Origin of the sequence: Acinetobacter sp. ANC 4173, from assembly GCF_004331255.1 — a bacterium.
Classification (GTDB): domain Bacteria; phylum Pseudomonadota; class Gammaproteobacteria; order Pseudomonadales; family Moraxellaceae; genus Acinetobacter.
This window is the reverse complement of the sequence record NZ_SJOF01000009.1, coordinates 140,591-166,268: the sequence shown is the minus strand read 5'-3', so window position 1 is coordinate 166,268 and position 25,678 is coordinate 140,591. Positions and strand designations below refer to the sequence as shown.

The 25,678-nt window shown below is 39.8% G+C and carries 23 protein-coding genes and 1 pseudogene; 21 read left to right on the top strand and 3 right to left on the bottom strand.

Features of this window, described 5'->3' with window-relative positions:
• Nucleotides 1–466: 466 nt before the first annotated feature.
• The gene (locus E0H94_RS12040) at nt 467–829 is read right to left on the bottom strand and encodes a DUF4124 domain-containing protein (protein WP_131326738.1); all 363 of its coding nucleotides are present in this window, start codon (nt 827–829) and stop codon (nt 467–469) included.
• Between the two features lie 626 nt (nt 830–1,455).
• Between E0H94_RS12040 and E0H94_RS12035 the strand changes: the two genes are divergently transcribed.
• The 21 genes and pseudogenes from E0H94_RS12035 to E0H94_RS11930 all read left to right on the top strand — a co-directional run bounded on the left by E0H94_RS12035 (nt 1,456) and on the right by E0H94_RS11930 (nt 22,714).
• Nucleotides 1,456–3,183, top strand: coding sequence for an acetolactate synthase 3 large subunit (locus E0H94_RS12035; RefSeq protein WP_131326737.1), 1,728 nt, complete (start codon nt 1,456–1,458; stop codon nt 3,181–3,183).
• Nucleotides 3,180–3,671, top strand: a complete 492-nt coding sequence (ilvN, locus tag E0H94_RS12030; RefSeq protein ID WP_116760478.1) for an acetolactate synthase small subunit — start codon at nt 3,180–3,182, stop codon at nt 3,669–3,671. Before E0H94_RS12035 ends, ilvN begins: the two co-directional genes overlap by 4 nt.
• Nucleotides 3,672–3,776: 105 nt before the next feature.
• Nucleotides 3,777–4,793, top strand: a complete 1,017-nt coding sequence (gene ilvC / locus E0H94_RS12025) for a ketol-acid reductoisomerase (RefSeq protein WP_131326736.1) — start codon at nt 3,777–3,779, stop codon at nt 4,791–4,793.
• Nucleotides 4,794–5,424: 631 nt separating this feature from the next.
• Nucleotides 5,425–5,556: pseudogene (locus tag E0H94_RS12015) on the top strand (IS5/IS1182 family transposase); the annotation flags it as partial.
• Between the two features lie 653 nt (nt 5,557–6,209).
• Nucleotides 6,210–6,722, top strand: coding sequence for a hypothetical protein (locus E0H94_RS12010; protein ID WP_131326735.1), 513 nt, complete (start codon nt 6,210–6,212; stop codon nt 6,720–6,722).
• Between the two features lie 70 nt (nt 6,723–6,792).
• On the top strand, nt 6,793–7,494 hold the full coding sequence (locus tag E0H94_RS12005; RefSeq protein WP_131326734.1) for a molecular chaperone: 702 nt from the start codon (nt 6,793–6,795) through the stop codon (nt 7,492–7,494).
• An 18-nt stretch (nt 7,495–7,512) separates the two neighbouring features.
• Nucleotides 7,513–9,828 carry a fimbria/pilus outer membrane usher protein gene (locus tag E0H94_RS12000; protein ID WP_131326733.1) on the top strand — a complete coding sequence of 772 codons (2,316 nt, stop codon included), beginning with the start codon at nt 7,513–7,515 and terminating at the stop codon, nt 9,826–9,828.
• Between the two features lie 13 nt (nt 9,829–9,841).
• Nucleotides 9,842–10,252 (top strand): hypothetical protein, encoded by a 411-nt coding sequence (locus E0H94_RS11995; protein ID WP_131326732.1) that lies wholly within the window; start codon nt 9,842–9,844, stop codon nt 10,250–10,252.
• A gap of 152 nt (nt 10,253–10,404) precedes the next feature.
• Entirely contained in the window at nt 10,405–11,688 is a 1,284-nt protein-coding gene (locus E0H94_RS11990; RefSeq protein ID WP_131326731.1) for a glycosyltransferase family 4 protein, read from the top strand.
• Between the two features lie 28 nt (nt 11,689–11,716).
• Nucleotides 11,717–12,268 carry a phosphatase PAP2 family protein gene (locus E0H94_RS11985; RefSeq protein ID WP_131326730.1) on the top strand — a complete coding sequence of 184 codons (552 nt, stop codon included), beginning with the start codon at nt 11,717–11,719 and terminating at the stop codon, nt 12,266–12,268.
• An 80-nt stretch (nt 12,269–12,348) separates the two neighbouring features.
• Complete coding sequence (gene iscX, locus E0H94_RS11980) at nt 12,349–12,549, top strand: Fe-S cluster assembly protein IscX (protein ID WP_116760462.1); 201 nt, start codon at nt 12,349–12,351, stop codon at nt 12,547–12,549.
• 126 nt (nt 12,550–12,675) lie between these two features.
• Nucleotides 12,676–13,107: a nucleoside-diphosphate kinase gene (gene ndk, locus E0H94_RS11975; RefSeq protein ID WP_004983508.1), complete on the top strand. Its 432-nt coding sequence runs from the start codon at nt 12,676–12,678 to the stop codon at nt 13,105–13,107.
• A gap of 123 nt (nt 13,108–13,230) precedes the next feature.
• Nucleotides 13,231–14,466, top strand: a complete 1,236-nt coding sequence (gene rlmN / locus E0H94_RS11970) for a 23S rRNA (adenine(2503)-C(2))-methyltransferase RlmN (protein WP_131326729.1) — start codon at nt 13,231–13,233, stop codon at nt 14,464–14,466.
• Between the two features lie 15 nt (nt 14,467–14,481).
• A complete protein-coding gene (pilW, locus tag E0H94_RS11965) occupies nt 14,482–15,270 on the top strand; it encodes a type IV pilus biogenesis/stability protein PilW (RefSeq protein WP_227548600.1) in 789 nt (262 codons plus the stop codon).
• A gap of 17 nt (nt 15,271–15,287) precedes the next feature.
• Nucleotides 15,288–16,082 carry a helix-turn-helix domain-containing protein gene (locus E0H94_RS11960; RefSeq protein ID WP_131326728.1) on the top strand — a complete coding sequence of 265 codons (795 nt, stop codon included), beginning with the start codon at nt 15,288–15,290 and terminating at the stop codon, nt 16,080–16,082.
• Nucleotides 16,083–16,102: 20 nt separating this feature from the next.
• Entirely contained in the window at nt 16,103–17,218 is a 1,116-nt protein-coding gene (gene ispG / locus E0H94_RS11955) for a flavodoxin-dependent (E)-4-hydroxy-3-methylbut-2-enyl-diphosphate synthase (protein ID WP_116760454.1), read from the top strand.
• Nucleotides 17,215–18,510 (top strand): histidine--tRNA ligase, encoded by a 1,296-nt coding sequence (hisS, locus tag E0H94_RS11950; protein WP_131326727.1) that lies wholly within the window; start codon nt 17,215–17,217, stop codon nt 18,508–18,510. The genes ispG and hisS overlap by 4 nt, the downstream gene beginning before the upstream one ends.
• Before the next feature lie 33 nt (nt 18,511–18,543).
• Nucleotides 18,544–19,248: a YfgM family protein gene (locus E0H94_RS11945; RefSeq protein ID WP_131326726.1), complete on the top strand. Its 705-nt coding sequence runs from the start codon at nt 18,544–18,546 to the stop codon at nt 19,246–19,248.
• Complete coding sequence (bamB, locus tag E0H94_RS11940; protein WP_131326725.1) at nt 19,248–20,396, top strand: outer membrane protein assembly factor BamB; 1,149 nt, start codon at nt 19,248–19,250, stop codon at nt 20,394–20,396. The genes E0H94_RS11945 and bamB overlap by 1 nt, the downstream gene beginning before the upstream one ends.
• A 158-nt stretch (nt 20,397–20,554) precedes the next feature.
• The gene (der, locus tag E0H94_RS11935; protein WP_131326724.1) at nt 20,555–21,964 is read left to right on the top strand and encodes a ribosome biogenesis GTPase Der; all 1,410 of its coding nucleotides are present in this window, start codon (nt 20,555–20,557) and stop codon (nt 21,962–21,964) included.
• A 105-nt stretch (nt 21,965–22,069) separates the two neighbouring features.
• Nucleotides 22,070–22,714, top strand: coding sequence for a 4'-phosphopantetheinyl transferase family protein (locus tag E0H94_RS11930; protein WP_165495607.1), 645 nt, complete (start codon nt 22,070–22,072; stop codon nt 22,712–22,714).
• 48 nt (nt 22,715–22,762) lie between these two features.
• On the opposite strand, the gene secF is transcribed toward E0H94_RS11930, so the two are convergent.
• Both secF and secD read right to left on the bottom strand, forming a co-directional pair.
• Nucleotides 22,763–23,731, bottom strand: a complete 969-nt coding sequence (gene secF, locus E0H94_RS11925; RefSeq protein WP_131326723.1) for a protein translocase subunit SecF — start codon at nt 23,729–23,731, stop codon at nt 22,763–22,765.
• 8 nt (nt 23,732–23,739) lie between these two features.
• Nucleotides 23,740–25,641 (bottom strand): protein translocase subunit SecD, encoded by a 1,902-nt coding sequence (gene secD, locus E0H94_RS11920; protein WP_131326722.1) that lies wholly within the window; start codon nt 25,639–25,641, stop codon nt 23,740–23,742.
• Between the last annotated feature and the right edge of the window lie 37 nt (nt 25,642–25,678).

Here is a 25,678-nt window from a genome sequence, read left to right as displayed (position 1 = left end):
TCTTGTTGGACAGAGGGTTCAATCGCACTAGCTTGATATTCAGGGTCAATATGAGTAGTCATAAACGTATTTAGGAACAACGGTTAAAAGTTTGCTGCACAGCATAGCGCAAAACTGGGTGCAATGTCAGTTTTTAGATGGGGTTTTATCTTGCAATATGCACAACCAAAATTTCTCAAATATCTATTTAATAGGATGAGTTTTTTGAATTGGCTAATTTCTCTTTCTTTTATGAATTGGCTGATTCAATCTAGGCCTTTAACCTTGTTTGGGGGCGGGCACCGAATCTATCGCTGTTATAGATCTGTTAGTTTTTCCTTTTTGTATTCATACATTATTTTTTGTACGTGTACGGCAATCATTCTATTGAATAAATGCTTGAGCGAATCAGATGATGACTAAAGTTATCACCTGATTCGCTCATTTAAAGTTCAGAAAAAAAGCTAATGAGTCGTTTTTAATGGGTTCATTTATTCGGTTCAGGCGTCATCGGTGGTGGTGTTAGAGTAGCAGCTGCGGACGGAATCGGTAGAGTGGTTACGGCTGTCGGGTTGGCTTTTTCCTCTATAGCTTGTTGAGCGGCTTTAGCTGCTTCTTTTGCTATTGGGGCAGCTTCAGTTGTTGGTTGAGATGATGATGAATTTGCCCAACCATAAGTTTGAATTTTCCCTTTTTTTTGTGCACTTTTCGGTGGGGGTGTAGTGGTGTAATGCGTTGAGCCATTCGCATCGACCCATTTGTAATAATCTTTAGCCGAAACTGATGCACTAGAAGATAACAAGGCACAAGTGAGCGCTACACTACTGATCAAATGCAATGGAAGTGACATAAGATTTTGTCCTGTTTTATTTCTCTGTGAAGATGTTTTGTCTGTAAAGTCGTCGTAAAAGTAAATTTATAGATTCCAGAACAGAATATGACGTATGCAAAATAGTATAGGTGGATTTTCCAGTTGAACAAGTAATTCTAGTGTTTAAGCGTTTAAAAATATACACACTTAATGTCGAAAAATTATAGAGATAGATAGAATTTAGTGAAGATTCTACATAATTGATTGAATGCTTGATTGAGTGCGCAAAAACACACATTTTGTTTAAAAAACAAACGGTCTGTAAATAATCAAAAAAAAGCTGATTTTTCAACTTGACAATACGGGATTAAACAAGAAAAATGCTGTCTTTAGTTTTATGTGCCTTCTCTCGATCACCCTTCGAAGAAGTGTTACGTCATGCAATGGGCGTCATCTCTAGCCGAGATGGTGAACAAAGCAAATAAAAATATGTTTATCCCAACATGTTTTAGATCCCATATTGCTCAAACAGCAAACGGATCGGATTTTTTTCCTATTGCCATGAAAACTATGAAATATGTGTGCTATAACAGTGCAGACAATTAATGAATGAACACTGCTGATGTCTCCCATCAAGTGGTGATAAAAGATTAGGGTGAATCACGTTGGAACTTTTATCTGGTGGTGAAATGCTTGTTCGCGCATTAGCGGACGAAGGCGTTGAACATGTTTTTGGATACCCAGGCGGCGCAGTTTTACACATTTACGATGCGCTTTTTCAACAAGACAAAATTAATCATTATCTCGTACGCCATGAGCAAGCTGCTGGTCATATGGCAGATGCCTATTCGCGCGTTACGGGTAAAACTGGTGTAGTGCTGGTCACTTCTGGTCCAGGTGCAACCAATACCGTTACTCCAATTGCAACTGCTTATATGGACTCAATCCCAATGGTGATTTTGTCTGGTCAGGTGGCTTCGCATTTAATTGGGGAAGATGCATTCCAAGAAACAGACATGGTCGGTATTTCACGTCCAATCGTGAAACACAGTTTCCAAGTGCGTCATGCGAGTGAAATTCCCGCAATTATCAAAAAAGCATTCTATATCGCAGCTTCTGGTCGTCCAGGCCCTGTTGTGATCGATATTCCGAAGGATGCAACTAATCCAACTGATAAATTTGCTTACGAATACCCAGAAAAAGTGAAGATGCGTTCTTATCAACCACCGCATCGTGGTCACTCAGGTCAAATTCGTAAAGCGATTGATGAACTGATTAATGCGAAACGTCCTGTCATTTATACAGGGGGTGGTGTTGTTCAAGGTAATGCATCAGCTTTATTAACTGAATTGGCGCATTTACTGGGCTATCCAGTGACCAATACTTTAATGGGCTTAGGTGCTTTCCCTGGCAATGATGAGCAGTTCATCGGTATGTTGGGCATGCATGGTACCTATGAAGCCAATATGACCATGCACAATGCGGATGTGATTTTGTGTGTTGGTGCGCGCTTTGATGACCGTGTAACCAATAATCCTGCAAAATTCTGTCCAAATGCCAAAGTCATTCATATTGATATCGACCCAGCGACAATTTCAAAAACCATTATTGCGCACATTCCAATTGTTGGTGCGGTAGAGCCAGTCCTTCAGGAAATGTTGGCACAGCTTAAACAAATGAATGTGTCTAAGCCAAACCCAGAAGCAATTGCAGCTTGGTGGTCGCAAATCAATGAGTGGCGCAAAGTACATGGTTTGAATTACGACAAACCGACTGATGGTTCAATGAAGCCACAACAAGTGGTTGAAGCGTTAGATAAAATTACCAATAGTCAGGCAATTATCACTTCAGACGTTGGTCAGCATCAGATGTTTGGTGCGCTTTATTATAAATACACCCGTCCACGTCAATGGATCAATTCGGGTGGTTTAGGCACCATGGGTGTAGGCTTACCCTATGCAATGGCAGCGAAGCTTGCATTCCCAGACCAGCAAGTGGTGTGTATTACCGGTGAAGCATCAATTCAGATGTGTATTCAAGAACTTTCTACCTGTAAGCAATATGGCTTAAATGTAAAAATTCTCTGCTTGAATAACCGTGCTTTGGGTATGGTAAAACAATGGCAAGACATGAACTATGAAGGACGTCACTCAAGTTCTTATGTAGAGTCATTGCCTGACTTTGCCAAACTGATGGAAGCGTATGGTCACGTTGGTATCCAAATTGACCATGCTGATGAGTTAGAGTCAAAGCTTGCTGAAGCAATGGCGATTAACGATAAATGCGTATTTATTAATGTCATGGTTGACCGTACCGAGCATGTTTATCCAATGCTGATCGCGGGTCAGTCGATGAAAGATATGTGGTTAGGTAAAGGGGAGCGCACGTCATGAGACATATTATCTCTGTCCTTGTAGAAAACGAAGCTGGTGCGCTTTCTCGTTTGGTGGGTTTATTTTCTCAACGTAATTACAACATTGAGACCTTAAACGTTGCACCAACTGAAGACCCAACCTTATCTCGTTTGACATTAACGACTTATGGTGATGACCATAAAATTGAACAAATCACCAAACAACTTAATAAATTGGTTGAAGTGGTGAAAGTGGTTGATTTGTCTGAAGGTGCGCACATTGAGCGCGAATTGATGTTGATTAAAGTCAAATCACTCGGTTCGGCACGTGCTGAAATCAAACGAACTGCGGACATTTTCCGTGCGCAAATTGTTGATGTCACCCCAACGACCTATACCATTCAAATCGCGGGTACGACTGAAAAAATTGATGGTTTTATTGATGCTCTAGCAGAGAATACCATTCTTGAAGTTGTACGCTCTGGTGTTTCAGGCATCGCGCGCGGCGAAAAAGTTTTAACCATTTAATGATTTAACAGGATTCAACCTCCTTTTGAGAAAAGAGGAGGATTTCATCAGAAAATAACCATTTGATGGAATTACAGAATATCAAGCATTTTAGCGGAGACAGCAATGCAAATTTTTTACGATAAAGACTGCGACTTATCTATCATCCAATCTAAGAAAGTAGCGATCATTGGTTACGGTTCACAAGGTCATGCGCATGCGCTTAACCTTAAAGAATCTGGTGTTGACGTAACTGTGGGTTTACGCGCGGGTTCTACTTCTTGGAAAAAAGCTGAAAATTCGGGTCTTAAAGTTGCTGAAGTTCCAGCTGCTGTAGCACAAGCTGACTTAGTCATGATCTTGACTCCAGATGAATTCCAATCACAAATTTATCGTGATGTAATTGAACCGAACATCAAGCAAGGTGCAACTTTAGCATTTGCTCACGGTTTCTCTATTCTTTATAACCAAGTTGTACCACGTGCTGACTTAGACGTGATCATGGTTGCTCCAAAAGCACCAGGTCATACAGTACGTTCTGAATTCCAACGTGGTTCAGGTGTACCTGACTTAATCGCGATTCACCAAGATGCTTCTGGTAATGCACGTAATGTTGCACTTTCTTATGCTTCAGGCGTTGGTGGTGGTCGTACAGGTATTATTCAAACATCATTTAAAGAAGAAACTGAAACTGATTTGTTCGGTGAGCAAGCAGTTCTTTGTGGTGGTGCGGTTGAATTGGTTAAAATGGGTTATGAAACGCTTGTTGAAGCAGGTTATGCACCAGAAATGGCGTATTTCGAATGCTTGCACGAACTTAAATTGATCGTTGATTTAATGTTCGAAGGCGGTATTGCGGACATGAACTATTCAATTTCGAATAATGCTGAATATGGCGAATATGTAACGGGTACTGAAGTAATTAACGAACAGTCTCGTGAAGCAATGCGTAATGCATTGAAACGTATTCAATCTGGTGAATATGCAAAAATGTTCATCCAAGAAGGTGCTTTAAACTACCCATCAATGACTGCACGTCGCCGTCAAAATGCTGCACATGGTATTGAAGTAACAGGTAACAAGTTACGTTCGATGATGCCTTGGATTCAAGCGAACAAAATCGTAGATAAAGAAAAGAACTAAGGTTCTATACTTTACAAAAAGAGGAAAGCAGTGCTTTCCTCTTTTTTATGCCCTAAATTTAGAACGTAGATAAATATAAGACTAAGTTTATGATTTGTATCATTTATATAAAATAAATACCTGCTTTGGCAGGTTTTTGTATTTGGATAAGAACAATGATTTTATATAAATATGTCAGTTTTGAAGCGGGTTTAAAGATTCTTAAAACAGGTGTTTTAAGCTTTTCCCATTTATAGAATTTTAATGATCCATTTGAGGCTACTGCATTAGGTCTAACAGAAAGTGAGATTTCTAAAACTGTTCATTTTAGAGCATGTTGTAATCGCCTATTAAGAAAATATGTCGTTCTTCCGCTTACTCGTGTACCACTAAATCCTTTTACGTGGTCACATTATGGAGATAGTTAGAAGGGGATGGTAATTGGAATTAATACTGAAAAGCAGATTTTGAAAATGCTGAGCAATATATTATTCCTACACATCGGGGAGAAAGTATATATGTAAATACGACACCCAAAGCTACAAATGAGATTGGTGATGAGGACTTGATGGTGATAGGGGATTTTTTAGTTATGAGAGGCTTTGTTGCATAAACCTATTTCTAAAAGCTTATTCAGCAATATCATTCATAGATGAATCAGCCTGTAGCTAAAATCTATCGTACAATGAATTGGTCTTCTTACCAGCAAGCTTTAATCAATCGAGGAAATCTCTCGATCTGGTTTGATCCCAACACTCAATGGTATGCCGAATCGAACGGCAAATAAGGACGGAATAGTGAGACGTAGATTTGGTTTGGCGATTGAATTGTATGGTCTCGTTTCTTTTGCACAGTAAATGTCAACAGAGCCTAATTCAAGTGCTAGATGATGTTTTGGAATAGAGGAGGATACGAGTTTAAGTGGAAACATCTAACTATTTAATAAAAAAGAATTAATATTTAAATGGTGAGAAATAAAGTTGATTATATTGATTTAAATATAGGAATTTGAATAATATGTCATGTATTGTGCATAAAGTATTAAAAAAATATCACTTAATTATAAAAATGAGATTTAATTAGCTTAAATTGTATTTTTATTTATTCTTGTTGTAATATTTAGTAAATTGTAAGTTTGTATATATATTTTAATAATCAATAAATTAAATTTTTATATTTGGATATCTTAATTTATGTATTCTTTTTATTGATATCACAACTATTTTGTAATTTTAGCAAAAACATCAGAATTTAAAGAAAAATAAAAAAGTAAAGAAAAAATAGAATTCACATGAAAATCAACGGAGTAATTCAGCCCTATTAAATTTGCATAAGATAACTATGCACTAGCAAAAAAAGGATTAAAAAATAATTCGATGCAAGGTGCAGTTATAAATATGAAAACATTTTTTAAAAAATGAAAATGGAGATAGGGCCATGAAACTACAGCTTAAAGTTGCTATGGCAGCATTGATGTTAGGTATGTGTTCTACAGTAACAATGGCAGAAGATTCAGTGTCTTCTGAAAGTATGACGGGTGGAATGCCACATGAAAGAGGTGATCATGGATGTGGTCATGACTGTAAAGGCAAAATTGATATTGAATTGAAAGTTGAAAAACATTGTGACTTGGATATCAAAGATGATTTAATTACACTTAAAAAAACAGGCAAAGACTGGACAGGTGGAACACACTTTAAAGTTCGTACAAATGCCCCATATAATTTAGATATTGATGCCCCAGATAAATTAAGAAATGGTTATAAAACCATTCCAGTAGTGGTTGAAACAAAAGCTGAAAACAATCACTATCTAACTGGTAAGCATGCCTTAGAGTACAAACCAGGTAGTCGAGTATTCCAAGTTGACGCGACTGTTGCTGGAGATGATGTAGATTCTGCTTATGCTGGTCTTTATACAGGAACCTATAAGGTTGCAGTTGAATTCTAATTAAAAATAATGAATAGTGGTGTATGTGCGATATACACCACTTTTTATAATAAAATATTAAGGGATAAGCATGAAAAAAATAATTTTATTCTTAATTATGAGTGCCTTAAGTTTTTCGTTGTTCGCAGGCATAAAGTTTACCCCCATTCAACTTTATTTAGGTGATAAAAATAAACAGCAGAGAAGTACTACAGTTATAGTTGAAAGTAGTGATTTTTCACAATCAAAAATATTTGAGCTTTCTGCGAGTACATGGACTCAAAATGAAAAAGGTGAAGATGTATTACTAGAGGAAAAGAATATTTTATTTAATCCTAAAATTTTTGAATTAAAACCAAATTCTAAGCAAATAGTTCGCATTGGTTTTATTCAGAGCGCAAGTGGTATTGCAACAGATAAAGAAAAGGCTTGGAGGATTATTTTTAATGAGGTTACACCGATCACTGATCCACAAGCGATGAATATCCAATTCAAATTTTCTTTACCTTTATTTGTAGGTCAACAGGATAAAAATAATTTGAAGGTCGATTTAAAAAAAATGAATAATAAATTTATTTTAGACCTTGAAAATAATTCAAAATCTCATGTGCAACTTAATGAAGTTGAATTAATAGATGCTAATAATAAGGAGTTAGTAAAAAAAAGTTTAAATAAATATTTACTTTCGGGTAGTAAGTACCAACTTGATTTAGGTGTTGTTAATAATGGTTCAAATGAAAAAATAAAAGTTAGAATTAAAACTGATAAAGATGGAGATTTTTTAGAATATTAAATCTCAGAGGGTGATTCTATGAAGGGTATTAGGGTTGTTCTTATTGTAATAGGATCTATTGGTGCAGCTAATGCAGATGTTAATGTACCATTATCAGAAAATAATAATAATTTAATGGTGGTTAATATATGGTTGAATGGTGTTGACAGAAATATAGAAGCCTTATTGCTGACTTCGAAAGATGGTGAGTATATAGAATGTAGTCCACTTGAAGATTTAGGAGTATCTACTTCGAGTTTCCAAAGAAACAAGGAGAAAGATAATTATTGTTTAATGAGTGGTCCTGATGTTAAATTTGAAAAAGATGAGACTTTGCAGGCAGTAAAAATTAATGTCCCAGCTAGTTATTTTGCATCAGTACCTTATAAGGATACAATAATAATTCCAAAAAGAGCTAATTTTGGTGGCTTTGTTAATTATGATTTATTTTACTCAAAAGATGACTTTGATAATCAATTTAATGCACTAACTGAAATCGGAATATTTAAAGATTATTGGATTTTTACTAATTCATTTATATATAGAGATTCACCAACTGATACTGAACAAGATGTAGTTCGTGTTGGTTCTCTTTTTGAATTAGAGTTTCCTGAGAATTACACCAAGTTTCGATTAGGTGATAATACTAGTGTTTATAGTACACTGACTAATTCATTTCGATATGGTGGTATAAGTTTTGGAACAAATTTTACCGAACGTCCAGATTTTGTTTATTGGAATATGCCTACTCTGAATGGGAGTGCAGTACTCCCATCAACTGTAGATTTATATATTAATGGCGTTAACTTATATAATCAGTCCGTTACACCTGGTAATTATTCATTACAATCTGGTGCAAGTATTAATCAATCAGGGGAAGCTCAAATCGTCGTTCGTGACATATTGGGTAATCAGACTGTACAAAGTTTCCCAATATATATCAGTAGTCAGTTATTAAGAAAGGATCTTAATGAGTATGATATTTCTCTTGGGAAGCTAAGATATAATTATGATGATGACAGTAATGATTATCGTGAATTCTTTACAAAATTATATTTTCGTCGAGGAGTTACACAAAATACTACCTTGGGTTTTGATGCAACCTATTCAGAAGAAGTTAGTAATTTAAGTTTTTTGTGGACTCAAGCACTAGGTACTTTTGCTTTATTGGATACAGCATATGCCGCAAGTGAGGATGATGGCACTATTGGTTATGCTTTATCTGTATCTTTAAGTAAAAGTTATGGTCGCTGGTCATTTGGATATAATGGTCGTTACTATACTGACCAATATGAACCTTTGGGTTATTCTGATTCAGAATTCAATACTAAATTATCTAATCTCGCTTATATTAATGTATCGAAATTGGGCTTCTTTGATGGTCTGAGTTTAAGTTATGTCAATAATATAAATTACAAAGGTGGTGCTTTTCAAACTCAAGATAGTAGAATTATTAATTTTGGTGCTGCTAAAAGAATAACAGATAAACTTTATGCAAGTATAAATTGTTCGAAAAACTTTGAAGATGATCAGGATGATAACTTTAATATTGCACTTACATATGACTGGAATTCTCGTAGCAGTGTAAGTATTGAACATAATACAGATGATAATGATACTGAAATAAGCTATTCAAGAAGAAGTTATAATCCGTATGGGTTCGATTATGCTTTAGCGGTTTCAAATCAAGATAGTGATGTTAATTTTCATGGTTTTGGTCTTTTAAAATCTAGAGTAGGTGATTTGTCTCTATCGTATGATGAATATCCTGATAATCGGACTTCACGCGCTCAATTTCAAGGTGCACTGGTATTTTTGGATAAAAAAGTAGCACTTACCAAATATGTTGATGATGCTTTTACATTGGTGGATCTCAATGGAATGGAAAATATCGAGGTGTTAAGATCACTTTCTTCAGTAGGTGAATCGAATAAAAAGGGATATTTATTTGTACATGATATTGTTCCTTACATTAATTATGATATTTCTTATAATCAAGATCAGCTTCCTCTGGATTATTCTGTTGATCAAGCCAGTCAGCAACTTAGTGCATTAAACCAAAGAGGTTATGTTTTAAATTTTCCAATACTTAAGACTAAAAAATTTACTTTTAAATTATTAAATGAAAATGGGGAGAAATTCCTTCTAGGTACTTTAGTGCGCATAAATGGAGGTAATGAAGAAAACTATTTTGTTGATAGTGATGGTTTATTTTATCTGTATCTTGCTAAGCCAACCCAATACAATATTAAGGTTGTTTCACAAGGTAATCAGATTTGTAATGCTTCATTGAATGTTTCTCAACATCAAATTAGTGGTAGTGAGAATGAAATCATTAATTTGATTTGCAAGTAATAGGAGGTGTTTAATGAGAAACTTATTAATAGCTTGCATTTGTATGACTTGCTGTGGATTTGTTTCAGCATCTGAATGTTCTATAGGTGGATTTTCAGCTCCAGAAATGAAATTGGCTAGTTATTATCGTAGCCAAACAGCGACTTCTTTTAATATATCTTGTGATCGTAATTATTCAATTGCTTTTAACAGTCAAAATCTAGTAAATTCTTCTGGTCTAAGTTATGTATCCAATGGCCCATATAGGTTAAGAACTCAATTAAATATACGTGGTGCGAGTCAAAATTTATGGGGTGTTCAGATGAATCAGCGTGCTGGAATGAATCAGAAATATATAATTTCAGCTCAATTGCAAGAAAACCCTATAAATGGTGTTCCTGCAGGAGTGTATCGTGACCGAATCTATGTCAATGTGGATTTTTAATTTCGTTGTAAAGCCGTTAGGTTTTGTAAATGATCAACAAAAGGGAGGTAAATTTTATCTCCCTTTTGTATTTCACGGGAATGTCAAACAAGCATCATCAAACTGTAAACAAAGGCATCTAAGCTAGAACAAAATCAAGCAATAGGTGTTATATGTCTTACATATCCACTGCGAGCCTGTTAAAACAACAAAATTTTCCAGACAGTTTTAAGTTTTATTTCAAATTACAAAAAAACAAAAACAGCATAGAAGAAATAAGTGTTTTAAAAGATCTGGTTCGCCCGAGGTTGAAAATAGCAATCGTCACAGAAACATGGCCACCAGAAGTGAATGGGGTGGCTTTATCATTGATGCAGCTTTGTAAAGGGTTGCAAAAGCAGGGGCATAAAATTCTGCTCGTTCGTCCGAGCCAGACTCAATCATGCGGGGACTTTACTCCCAACAAAGAATGTCTGGTTACAGCACAAAGTATTCCTAAATATCCGAGTTTACAATTTGGTTGGCCACAGTTTTTGAAAGTTGCCAATGCTCTAGATGAGTTTATGCCGAATGTGGTGCATGTAGTGACTGAAGGACCGTTGGGGCTCACAGCCTTGCATGCTGCTAAAAGTCGTAATATTCCTGTATCAAGTGGTTTTCATTCACCTTTTCAGGATTTTAGTCGCTTCTTTGATTTGGCTTTTTTGGTGAAACCGATACAACATTATTTACGTTGGTTTCATAATAATACCCAACTGACCTGTGTTCCGAGTAAAGATACACAAAAGGCTTTAAAGCAATTTGGAATTACTTGCCCATTGGTAATAGTGGGGCGGGGTGTAGATACGCAGCAATTTTCTCCCATACATCACTCTGATTCATATCGGTGCATTTGGGGGGCAGACTGTCATACCACAGTGATGCTTTATGTGGGACGGTTATCGCCAGAGAAGGAAATTGATGTACTGATTCGTAACTATATATATATGCTGCAACGTGGCGAAAAATATTATAAATTGGTGATCACTGGCGATGGACCCGACCGTCAACGCTTGGAAAATTTAGGTAAAGTACATGGTGTAATTTTTACTGGAGGCTTAACTGGTAAGAATCTTGCAAGTGTTTATGCAAGTGCAGATGTTTTTGTATTTGCTAGTCAAGTTGAAACTTTTGGTAACGTTGTTTTAGAAGCAATGGCGAGTGGTTTACCTGTAGTAGCATATAATTATGCATGTGCTCATGCGCATATTGAACAGGGTAAAACAGGATGGCTGAGTCCATTAAATGATGTAAATGCATTTTCGAAACACATGCAGAATTTACCAAGACGACAACAACTGAAGAGTATGGGACAAAGTGCCCGTCTGAATGTAATGGAAATGGGGTGGCATCATCCCGTGACTCAACTAGAACAAGCCCTATATCAGGTGGCAAAGGAAACCCGAATGATAGCGTAAGCAAAACAAAAGCTTGAGGAGAGGAATTATGAATTTTAAGAATGCAAAAATAAAAATACTCGATCTCGACTTAAAAGGTTGTTTATATCTGAACCATTTTTCCCATTCAGAGCGAGTGGCACTTTTTTTTAAACTGATTAGCCGTTTCGGTGATGGTTTTTTCTGGTACATCATGTTGATGAGCCTTTGGATGTTGCAAGGTTTGTCCTATAGCTTGCAAATGCTGTATTTGATTTTAGGTTCTTTATTGGGTACGGCTATTTATAAAGTGCTCAAAACTAAAACGGTGCGCCCACGACCTTATCAGGTACATCAAGTCATTCGCCTTTGTGAACGACCTTTAGATCATTTTAGTTTTCCCTCTGGGCATACTTTACATGCAGTGATGGCGAGTGTGGTGATTGGTTATGTTCAGCCCATCTTATTGGTCTTAATGTTGCCCTTTACTGTGTTGGTGGCATTGTCCCGTATGGTGCTAGGCTTGCATTATCCTAGTGATGTAGCGGTTGGTGCGGTGATAGGTGCGAGTGTTGCCGCAGTGGTTATTGCGTGTGCACCTATGTTTAGTATGGTCTTGTAGATTGAATCATACTGCGCAGTTTTTCAGACATGATGAAATTTGTTAAAGTAGCCGATTCATAGCATAAATTAGGAACAGTCATGGGTTTACGTTGGACAGATACCATGGATATCGCGATTGAATTATATGAAGCACATCCAGATGTGGATCCGCAATGGATTCGTTTTACCGACTTACACGCGTGGGTGTGTGCTTTACCTGACTTTAGTGATGATCCAACTAAGTCGACTGAAGGTTTGCTTGAAGCAATTCAAATGGCATGGATTGACGAAGCCAGCTAATCCAGCATTTTTCTAGCAGCACATCGAAAAAATCCAGTTTTTTTACATTACAAAAGCTGATAACTGCACATTATTCGGTATAATGCGGCAAAATTTTCACGTCTAATTTGACTTAAGGAGCCAATCATGGCTATTGAACGTACTTTATCTATCGTAAAACCAGACGCAGTTGCTAAAAACCACATTGGTGACATCTTTGCTCGTTTTGAAAAAGCTGGTCTTCAAATCGTTGCAACTAAAATGAAACATTTGACTCAAACTGAAGCTGAAGGTTTCTACGCAGAACACAAAGAACGTGGTTTCTTTGCTGACTTAGTTGCGTTCATGACTTCTGGCCCAGTTGTTGTTTCAGTTCTTGAAGGCGAAAACGCAGTTCTTGCTCACCGTGAAATCCTTGGCGCAACTAACCCTAAAGAAGCTGCTCCAGGTACGATCCGCGCTGACTTCGCTGTAAGCATCGACGAAAACGCTGCTCACGGTTCTGACTCTGTAGCATCTGCTGATCGTGAAGTTAACTACTTCTTCGCTCAAACTGAGATTGCTCCGCGTACTCGTTAATTCGCAGTATTCGAACCAGATAAGTGTTATACTGCTTATCTGGTTTTTTTATTCTCTTAAAATTTATTTGCTTGAATATTGAGCAATCTCTTTCTATCTTCGACATGGTTTAGGTAATTACACATGAGTACTGAAGTGGTCGTTTCATCGGCAACGTCTGATGAATCGCAACAATCTTTGTCCACTCCAACACAGCAACCTTCTGTGGAAAAAGTGAATTTACTGGGCATGTCACGTCTTGAACTGGAACAATTCTTTGAAGCTTTGGGCGAAAAGAAATTCCGTGCAGGACAGGTGATGAAGTGGATCCATCAATATTTCGTGACCGATTTTGCTGAAATGACCAACATTTCAGGCAAGTTGCGTGAAAAATTAGAGCGCGTATGTGAAATTAAAGCGCCCGAAGTCGTACACCGTAATTATTCTAAAGATGGCACACGTAAATGGGTGTTCCGTGTAGGTGATGGTGCTGGCTCATTGGTTGAAACTGTGCTCATTCCAGCCGAAGATAAAACAGGCGCACGTAAAACCTTGTGTATTTCTTCACAAGTGGGTTGTGCCCTAGATTGTTCATTCTGTTCTACGGGTAAGCAAGGTTTCCAACGTGATTTAACACCTGCGGAAATTATTGGCCAATTGTGGATGGCAAACTACTCCTATATGGAAGAGGTGCCAGTTGCAGAACGTGAGCGTACCGTGACCAATGTGGTCATGATGGGTATGGGCGAGCCTTTACTCAATTATGATGCGGTCTTAAGCTCTATGCGGTTGATGCTGGACGATTTTGCTTATGGTATGTCGAAACGTCGTGTGACGCTGTCAACGTCAGGTGTGGTGCCGAAAATTGACCAATTGGCACAAGATATTGATGTGGCATTGGCGATTTCGCTACATGCCCCAAATGATGAATTGCGTAATGAATTGGTGCCAATTAATAAAAAATATCCGTTGGATCAGTTGATTGCAGCATGTCAGCGCTATTTGGCGAAAGATGGTAATGAAAGCGCACGCCGTCATGTCACCATTGAATATGTGATGTTAGATGGGGTCAATGACCAACCTGAACATGCACAACAGCTGTTGAAATTGTTAAAAAATTTACCAAGTAAAATTAATTTAATTCCCTTTAATCCGTTTCCGCATGCACCATATGGTCGCTCAAGTCGTAACCGTATTATTTCTTTCCAAAAAACTTTGTCTGATGCAGGATTTGTGTGTACGATTCGTCAGACACGTGGTGATGATATTGACGCTGCATGTGGACAGTTGGTTGGTCAAGTGGCTGACCGTACACGTCGTGCAGAGCAGTGGAAGAAAAAAGTGGCTGAGCGGAATGAGATTTTGCGCTCAAACGGATAATAAAGGGGCTATTAATTGAGTAAACCCACCTACAAATTTGCATGTATTACAATGTTTTGTCTTTCAGCGTCATTAGTGGGTTGTATTACGACAACGACGTCGTCAGTACCAGGGTTTAAAAAAGACCCCGAGAAAGCAGTAGAAGTGCGAACTCAATTGGCAGCGGAATATATTCGTAAGGGCGACCTAGATGCGGCAAAACGCGCGCTCGATCAAGCATTGGAAATGGAGTCACGTGATTCCACTGCGAATATGATGATGGGTGTGTTGTTACAGCAAGAAGGTAGCCCTGCCAATATGGAAAAAGCGGAGACACATTTTAAACGTGCAATTTCCGCAGATCCTAAAAATGCGCAAGCTCGTAACAACTATGGTACGTATTTATACGTCGTAGGGCGTTATAATGAGGCGATTGAACAATTAGCAATTGCTGGTTCAACCTTAGGTTATGATCAGCGATTCAAGGCATTGGAAAATTTAGGACGTATTTACTTAAAATTGGGTGATACAGCAAATGCTGAAAAATCATTCAAGCAAGCATTGCAAGTAAATCCGAATTCTTATGTTTCAATGTTAGAGTTGTCTGAAATATTTTATTTAAGACAACAAATTCCTGCTGCGACACAGTTATATGAACAGTTTGTTCGTCTGGTTGGGCAGAAAAATCAGAGTGCGCGTGCATTATGGATTGGTATTCGTATTGCACGAGCCAATGGCGATAAGATGGGTATGCAAGTGTTAGTCAACCAACTGCGTGCATTGTTCCCAGATAGCCAAGAATACACACGTTATTTGCAATTATAGTACAGTACTGAGGCCGTATGGAAGTAAATCCTAATTCACCGCAATCGAATGGTTCAAGCGTAGTACCTAATGCATTAGGAAATGTCCAGCGTCCTGGAGAATACTTACGCCAGAAACGTATTGCTCAAAAACGTGAATTAAGTCAAGTTGCTGCAGATTTAAAAATTCCTGTAAAAACTTTAACTGCATTAGAGCAAGATGAATATAAGTCTTTGCCAGAAGCGACCTTTATTAAAGGTTACTATCGTACTTATGCAAAATATTTAAATGTCGATGCAACCTCACTGATTCAGCGTTTTGATGAAATCTATGCCAATGATACAGGTATGGTGCCTAATCATGCCTTGGATAATTCGCCAATCAAGATTATGGGCAAATTGCCAGGTTCAAACAGTGAGCGCAACCGTAAGTGGTTAAAGCGATCTGTCATTATAGTTATCATCTTGGTGATCTTGGCTGCAATTGTTGGCACAATCCAAAATTGGGGCTCATCGGGTTCGAATTCAGAAAGCAGTGCGGCAGATGCAAATAAATCTGAAGTTGAAGTATTGTCAGTGGGTGGTGCAACCGCAGTTTCAGGCGATCAATTGGTCTTGAATTTTAACCGTCCGACCTCAGTTCATATTTTGGATTCGACGGGTAAAGTTTTAGCCACAGGTCGTCAAGCCAATACTTTAACCTTAAGTGGTGAAGCGCCATTCCAAATCCGTTTGGATGATGCGGCCGCAGTGTCATTAAGTTTAAACAATGAGCAGATTTCATTGTCACCATATACAGTAAATGGGAAAGCAGAATTCCGTTTATCTCGTTAATGGTGCCAGAGTAAATAATCATGATTGTAAACCCGATTCAACGCCGTACTACCCGCAAAATTCGTGTGGGTTCTGTTTACGTCGGAGGTGATGCTCCGATCAGTATTCAAAGCATGACCAATACTGAAACCTGTGATGTCGAAGCAACTGTTGCTCAGATTCAACGCTGTGCAGATGCAGGTGCTGACATTATGCGTGTTTCTGTACCGTCGATGGAAGCAGCTGAAGCCTTTGGTGAAATTCGTAAACGCGTACAAGTTCCTTTAGTGGCAGATATTCACTTCGATTATAAAATCGCATTGAAAGTGGCAGATATGGGCGCGGATTGTTTACGTATTAATCCGGGTAATATTGGCTCGGAAGCGAAAATTCGTGAAGTGGTAGCTGCAGCACGTCATCATGATATTTCTATGCGTATTGGCGTGAATGCGGGTTCTTTGGAAAAAGACATTCAAAAGAAATATGGTGAGCCGACAGGTCAGGCTTTGCTTGAGTCAGCGATGCGTCATATTGATATCTTAGACCGTTTGAATTTCCATGAATTTAAGGTTTCTGTGAAAGCATCGAATGTGTTTTTGACTATGGATGCCTACCGTTTACTGTCTCAACAAATTGATAACCCATTACATTTAGGCGTTACCGAAGCTGGGATTTATCGTACGGGTTCAGTAAAATCAGCCATTGCATTGGGTGGTTTGCTCATGGAAGGCATTGGTGACACCATGCGTATTTCATTGGCAGCCGAACCCGAAGAAGAAGTTAAAATTGGTTTTGATATTTTAAAATCACTCAGCCTCCGTTCAAATGGCATTAACTTTATTGCTTGCCCAAGCTGTTCACGACAAGAATTTAATGTGATTTCAGTGATGCAAGCTTTGGAAGAGCGTTTGGAAGACATTCGTACCCCAATGGACGTATCGGTCATTGGTTGTAAAGTGAATGGCCCAGGCGAAGCCAAAGAGGCTGATATTGGCGTGGTGGGGGCAAGTCCACGTTCGCTTGTGTATCGTAATGGCGAGAAAAGCCATCTGATTGATACCAACCAGTTAGTTGATGAAATCGAAACAATGGTTCGTCAACGTGTTCTAGAGCTTGAAGAAGCTAAATCTAAAGAGATCATTCGTAGTTCATCATGAGTTCAATAGTCGCAATCAAAGGTTTTAATGACATTCTTCCAACGCAAACACCGGCTTGGAGACGTCTAGAGCAACATTTAGCATCGTTAATGGATGCCTATGGTTATCAACAAATCCGTTTGCCTATTGTTGAACAAACCAATTTGTTCAAACGTTCGATTGGTGATGCGACGGATATCGTTGAAAAAGAAATGTATACGTTCTTAGATAAAGGCAATCCGCCTGAGTCTTTGACACTGCGTCCTGAAGGAACAGCAGGTTGTGTACGTGCCATGCTTGAGCATAATTTACTCCGTGGCGCGACCCCGCGTGTGTGGTATATCGGACCAATGTTCCGTTATGAAAAACCACAAAAAGGGCGTTACCGTCAGTTCCACCAGTTTGGTGTGGAAACCTTTGGGGTGGCGACTCCAGATATGGATGCCGAGCTTATTTTGATGACGGCACGTCTATGGAAACGCATGGGTGTGGCGGATAAAGTTCAACTTGAATTGAATACTTTAGGTGAGTCTGATGAGCGCGCAGCTTATCGTGCGGCTTTGGTTGAGTTTTTAGAATCACATAAAAATGATTTGGATGAAGATTCACAGCGCCGTTTGGTCACCAATCCATTGCGTATCCTTGACTCTAAGGATGCAAAAACTCAAGCCATTTTAGAAAATGCACCGAAGTTGCATGACTTTATGGGTGAAGAAACTTTACAGCACTTTGCAACTTTGCAGCAGTATTTGAGCGATGCGGGTGTTGAGTTTGTGATTAATCAGAAACTGGTTCGTGGTTTAGATTATTACAACAAAACTGTATTTGAATGGACCACCACTCATTTGGGTTCACAAGGCACCGTGTGTGCAGGCGGTCGTTACGATGGTCTGGTTGGACAGTTAAAAGGAAAGGCTGATCAGTCTGTACCCGCAGTTGGTTTTGCTATGGGGATGGAGCGTTTATTGCTGTTGCTTGAGCAAGTCGAAGACGTAGCTCCAATTCGTGATTGCGAGATTTTCTTGGTGGCAGACCCTGCTTCTCAAGGTAAAGCATTGGTATTGGCAGAACAATTCCGTAATCAGTTAGATACTGCACAAAGCTCATTGCGTTTAAAAGTCGGCTCACAAGGTTCAATGAAAAGCCAAATGAAAAAGGCTGACCAGTCGGGTGCTCTGTATGCTTTGATTTTGGGTGAGCGTGAGTGGGAAGCACAGCAGCTATTGGTCAAAACTTTGGCGACAGCAGAACAGTGTGAAGTCGCAATTGCTGATGTCGTACCATTCTTCATCGAAAAATTTTCTTCAAAATAAGAGTCAAATAACATTTAGGAAAAGGGTAATCAAATGAGCGCATCATTGAGTGAAGAAGAACAACTTGAGGGTTTAAAGTCTTTCACTAAAAAATATGGTTCGGCCATCATTAGTGGGATTTTAATTGCGTTGATTGCCTTTTTCGGTTGGGAATATTGGCAAAAGAAAAACCTTGCAGAATCGCAAATGCAAACTGCAAAAGTCCAGCAATTGATGGATGATGCGCGTAATGTGCAAGGCAATCCGAATGCGATGACTGAGTTGACTGAAGCTGCAGATAAAATTGTGAAGGATGCTCCTGATTCTGCGCAGGCAATTCAAACTCAATTTGTGATGGCAAAGTTGGCTTATGACAAGGGTGACTACGCAGGTGCAGAGAAAGCCTTGAAAAAGGTGGAAAACTCTAAAGTCAAAGATAATGGTTTAACGCAAATCGTGAAACTACGTTTGGCTTATGCACAGCTGGCGCAAAATAAATATGATGACGCACTCAAATCTTTAGCTCTGGTTACTGATCCTGCATTCAAAGCAACGGCTGATGAAGTGCGTGGTGATGTATATGTCGCTAAGAATGATGTGGAAAATGCAAAAAAAGCGTATCAAAGCGCATGGGATACGTTAATCGAGCGTAAACAAGAGCGTCAAATTTTACAAATTAAACTCGAAAGTGTTGGCATTTTAGTAGATGATCCTGAAATCGAACGACCAATTTTAGAAACACAAGTGGATGAGTCTTAATGGATAGAAAATATAAAATACCGTTTGCACTAACAATTTTGACGCTGGCTTTAGTCGGTTGTTCGAGTAACAAAATTAAAGTTGAAGATGTCAAACCGAGTCCATTACCTAAGCTTGAACAATCGAAAAGTTTAGCACCTGTTTTTTCTGAAAGTGTTTCTTCGACTTCAGAGGCAGATCCACTACGTTTACAATTGGATATCGATAATGGGGTGATTTTCGTTGCCAGCCCCAAAGGTGAAGTCACAGCCTATCGTGGCAAAGATAAAGTTTGGAGTAAAAAAGTCTCTAAACAAGGTCTAAGCTCAGGTGTAGAAGCCAAAGATGGTCTGGTCATTGTTGGAAACCATAAAGGTCAATTGTTTGCTCTAGATCAAGCCACAGGCGAACAAAAGTGGATTGCCCAATTAACAGGCGCAATTCTAGCACCTTCATTGGTACAATCTGGTCGTGTGGTGACAGTCAGCAATGATGGTACGGTTTACGCGCATGATTTAGAATCTGGGCAGCAAGTTTGGAGCTATGATTTACCAAGCGTACAATTTAGCTTACGTGGCACTTCAACGCCTGTAGCACTCGATGCACGTACTGTATTGGTGTCTTCTGCAAATGCTTATGTCTATGCGTTAGATGTACTCAGTGGCGTGCCTCGTATGCAACGTCGTGTGGCAGTCAGCGATGGTCGTTCTGACATTCAGCGTTTAAATGATGTTGATGGTGATCCAGTGGTGGCAGGTCAGCTTTTAGTGACCACCAGTTTTCAGGGGCAAGTGACTGTAACAGACTTGGCTTCACAACAAGTGATTTGGAGTGAAGATGCCAGCAGTACCAAACGTCCTGAAGTTGCAGACAATAAAGTCTTTGTTGCCCAAGCCAATGGCAAGCTAGTAGCCTATGATCTGGCGACAGGTCAACAATTGTGGCAAAATGAGCAACTTTTAAACCGCGAACTAAGTAATCCAGTACTGTTTGGTCAAGACCTTGTAGTAGGGGATTTAGATGGCGTATTACATCTGATTGACCCAAATTCAGGTCAGTTAATTGGTCGTGCCAAAACCAGTGGTGCTGTACGTACATTGCGTGTAATTGAAGGTCAACTCACAGTCGCGACACGTAAGGGTACATTTAGCGTTTGGCAGAATCGTTAATTTTTATCTGCCTTATGTTAAACTAAGCCAAATCCGTATTTTCACACGGGGTATTTGAGAAATTTCAATGCCCCGTGTTTTATTTAGTATTCTTATATCTTCCATTTTTCTGATGTTCAGACCAGTCGCACTGGCTGATCTTGAATAAAGGTTAAACTATGAAACCCGTAATTGCGCTCATTGGTCGTCCGAATGTCGGAAAATCAACCCTATTTAACCAAATTACCAAAAGTCGTGATGCTTTGGTGGCTGACTTTGCGGGTCTGACACGTGACCGTAAATATGGTGATGCTGTTTATCAAAATAAATCGTTCATTGTGGTCGATACCGGTGGTATTGGTGAAAATGAAGGTGGCATTGACACCTACATGGCAGAGCAGTCTAAAACTGCGATTCATGAAGCGGATATCATTGTATTTGTAGTCGATGCGCGCGCAGGCTTATTGGCTTCTGATGAACAAATTGCCCGTGAATTACGTACGTTAGGTAAAAAAGTTTACCTTGTCGCAAATAAGGTGGATGGCGTACATGCTGAAGCCGCGCTCGTCGAATTTTATAAGCTCGGTATGGGTGAGCCACTACAAGTTGCGGCAAGTCATGGTCGTGGCGTACAGCAAATGCTGGAAGATGTGTTGCAGGATGTGCCTGAAGATGAAAATCCAGAAGAGCACGATAAAAACACAGGCTTACGTCTCGCCATTATTGGTCGTCCGAACGTAGGTAAATCAACGCTAGTGAACCGTTTGTTGGGTGAAGAACGCGTGGTGGCATTTGACCAGCCAGGTACAACCCGTGACTCTATTTATATCCCTTTCGAGCGTGATGGTCGTCAATATACGCTGATTGATACTGCGGGTGTACGTCGTAAAGGTAAGGTCGATGAAATGATCGAGAAATTCTCGATTGTAAAAACCTTACAAGCCATGAAAGATGCACATGTGGTTGTCGTGGTGGTAGATGCCCGTGAAGGCATTGTAGAGCAAGACTTACACTTGATTGGTTATGCATTGGAAGCAGGGCGTGCCATGGTGATTGCGATCAACAAATGGGACAACATGTCTGAGTATGATCGTAAGCAATGTAAGCTAGATGTTGAACGTCGTTTTGATTTTATTCCTTGGGCAAAAATCCACTTAATTTCTGCACTGCATGGTACGGGCGTAGGGGAAATGTACCCATCGATCCACCGTGCTTATGAATCTTCACATTTGAAAGTTTCACCGGCCAAAATCACGCAAATTTTGAGTGATGCTGTGGATGCACATCAACCACCAATGGTGGGTGGTCGCCGTATTAAAATGCGTTATGCGCATATGGGCGGGCAAAATCCACCGACGATTGTGATTCATGGTAACAAAGTTGATAAAACCCCAGCAGATTACCGTCGTTACTTGGAAAATGTGTTCCGTCGTGTGTATAAACTGGAAGGTACGCCTGTGCGTATTGAGTTTAAAACCTCTGAAAACCCATTTGAAGGGCGTAAGTCACAAGTGGATGAACGTACTGCTGCACGTAAACGTCGTTATGTTCAGAAGTTCAAAAAAGCTGAGAAAAAATTTAAACGTTAATTTTCAGTTCGTTTAAAAGATGAAAAAGCCCAAAGATGACTTTGGGCTTTTTCTTTTGTATTCGGTTTCTTTTAGAATGAGGCTGCACATAAAGAGGAGATATGCGTGACGAAATTGATTCATATAGATGTCAGCCGCTTAGAGCAGATGATTCAGTTGCCTACGGATTTAGACCGTAAGGCCAAAATACAGCAACAAAAACAGGCGATCTATCAATTTCGGAATCAGTTGCTCTCGCAACACATGCAATGCGAGATCCAAAACGCAGATCTTTCTAAGACTGAATATGGCAAGCCATATTTAGAACAATTTCCGCAAGTCACATTTAATCATAGTCATAGCCATAAGCACTACGCTTTAGCCTACAGCGATACGGTTAAACAGGTCGGTATAGATATTGAGGATTTGGACCGAAAGGTTCGATTTGAAGCCTTGGCACAACATGCATTTCATCCTGATGAGCTTAAGCATTGGGCTGAAATGGAATATTCAGAAGAATTTTGGTTTAGGGTTTGGACCACCAAAGAAGCGGTATTAAAAGCTTCTGGCTTGGGGATTCGGCTGAGTTTGAACGAGTTGAATACACAGGTGCATCCCATCCAGCATGGTGGGATGTGTCAGCACGCGATGCTAGGCAGCTTTGCTTATCAGAACTATCATTTAGGTCAAACGATGCTGACAGTGGCTTGGCAGGCAGAACCGTCGTGTCGTGGCTTTCAGTGGCCACAGATTCAACTGATTCAACATTAAAAAAGCCCATCCAAGGATGAGCTTCAGTGTGAGCCTGTTGTTTAGGGATTAAGGAATTTCTTCCTCATCAAACTCGGGTTTAATTTGAACAATAAAGTCTTGACGGTTTAAACCACGCCATAGGGCATAAGCAGTTGCAATATAAATCGAAGAATATGTTCCTGCAAACACACCGATAAACATCGCCACCGAGAACCAACGCAGACCTTCACCGCCCATAATTAACATAGCGACGACAACCAATAATAAGGTTGCGGAAGTATGTACAGTTCGGCGTAAAGTTTCAGTGAGGGCAATATCGATCACTTCACGAGGTGATGCACCTCGAATTTTACGGAAGTTCTCACGGATACGGTCCGATACCACGATGTTATCGTTGAGTGAGAAACCAATCACAGCAAGCACTGCAGCCAAAGTGGTGAGGTCGAATGGCCATTGCATGAATGCAAATACCCCTAGAATCACTAAAATATCGTGAAAGAGGGACAGGATTGCACCCACAGCCAATTTGAACTCAAAGCGAATGGTCACGTAGATCAACATCAAGATCAATGCAAGTGCAACGGCACCCGCAGAGCGAACATAGAGTTCATTTCCGACTTGACCACCGACAGCATCAACTTTATGTAACGTAGCTGTGTTATTGGGAACTTGTACCGCTTTGATCAAGGTGTTATTTAAATCTTCAACACTGGTTTTTTGCACAGGCATACGAATTAATACGTCTGTGTTACTGCCTAGGGTCTGTACCACGGCATGTTCGAAGCCTGTAGCTTGAAGTGATTTAACAATTTGATCTTGGTCAACTGGTTTTGCGTAGGTTACTTCCGCAGAAATACCCCCAGTAAAGTCCAAACCTAAGTTAAGACCATTCACGGCAATAAAGAAGATACTGGCAATGGTAATGAAAATTGACGCGAAGGCAGCAGGTTTGCTGATCTTCATGAAGCCAATTACACGCTCATTATCAGGGCGACCATATTGTTTTGATTTAGGTTGAGTCATGTCAGTCATCATCGATCTCCTTAAATGCTCAACTTTTTCAAGTCACGCTTTTTGCCATAAATCAACTGTACGACCGCACGCGTTACCGTAATCGAGGTAAACATCGAGCAGACAATACCAATCATATGGGTGACTGCAAAGCTTTTGATTGGACCAGAACCGATGGCAAACAAAATGAAAGCGACAATAAAGGTAGTTAAGTTCGAGTCTAGAATGGTGTTATAGGCGCGATCATAACCCGCAATAATGGCTTGTTTCGGAGAGGCTCCCCATTTCATTTCCTCTCGTATTCGCTCACAGATGAGGACGTTGGCATCGACCGCCATACCAATGGTGATGATGATACCGGCAATACCCGGAAGCGATAATGAGGCACCAATCCAAGACATTACGGTCAGGATCATGGCAATATTGATGACTAAGGCTAAATTGGCAATTAAACCAAATAGACGGAAGAACACCACCATCCAGATCGCCACCAGTAAGAAACCGATTTGGGTGGATAAGACACCTTTATCAATGTTTTCTTGACCGAGGCTAGGACCAACCACGCGTTCTTCAACAAAGTACATTGGCGCTGCTAATGCACCTGCACGTAACATGAGGGCAAGTTCAGACGCTTCTTGTGGAGAATCTAAGCCTGTGATACGGAACTGAGAACCCAACACGGCTTGAATGGTCGCCGCATTAATGACCACAGATTCTGTATATGGTGTGCGGACTTCCGTTTGAGCGCCAGTTTTCGGGTCTGCGACATAGCTGATCTTTTGTTTATTTTCGATAAACAACACCGCCATACGTTTGCCCACAGAGTTACGCGTCGCGTCTGCCATGAGCTTACCACCCGCGCTGTCGAGGGTAATATTCACTTCTGCACCGCCAGTGTCCTGACTAAAGCCAGAAGACGCATTTTGAACGCGTTCACCCGTCAAAATGCGGTTGCGGTTCAGTAATAACTCACGACCACTATCGAGAGATTGATAAGCAAAAACTTCCGTACCTGGAGGGAGTGGTTGATCATTATATTTACCTGTATATGGGTCGATATATTGATCATTCTGGTCGGAGACTAGACGGAACTCTAAGTTTGCAGTACGACCTAAAACACGTTTTGCTTCGGCTGTATCTTGTACACCTGGTAATTCCACCACAATGCGGTTATTACCTTGGGTTTGTACCAGCGCCTCTGCAACCCCTAACTCATTAATACGATTACGCAGGGTAGTTAAGTTTTGGTTGACTGCATAAGATTGAATTTCTTGCTTACGCGCATCGGTATAGGTCAAACGCAAGCTAGAGCCTGTATCTGATGCAACTGCTTGCTGAGTAAATTCAGTATTTTTGCTGCGCAAGAAATCCATGACTGCATCACGATCAGTATTGTTCGCAAATTGCAAAGTAATGGTATTGCTATTCAATGAAAGACTATTGAATTTCAATTTATTGTCACGCAATTGACGACGTAAATCGGTTGCAGAGGTTTCCATGCGTTGGCTGATGGCCTTGTCCATATCCACTTCAAGCAAGAAGTGGACACCACCACGCAAGTCCAAACCAAGCTTCATTGGTTTCGCACCAATTTTTTGCAACCATTCTGGTGTGGTTGGTGCAAGGTTCAGTGCAACAACATAGTTATCTCCAAGACCACGACGCAATGCATCTTTGGCTTTTAACTGGGCTTCAGATGAATCTAGACGGAGCAATGCAGCGTTATTGGTAAAGCTATTGTCATGCGTTGCAATATTTTCGCTTTTTAAAATTTGCTCTGCTTTTTGTATGATGCTTTGGTCAATTTGAGTACCAGCTTTGGCACCTGAAATTTGAACAGCAGGTTCATCAGGATACAAACTTGGCAGGGCATATAATGTACTGACCACGAGAACCACGAGAATCAGTAGATATTTCCATGCTGGGTAACGCATTTGTTTTCTTCTTAAAATGAAAAAGTCGTGCGGGTGC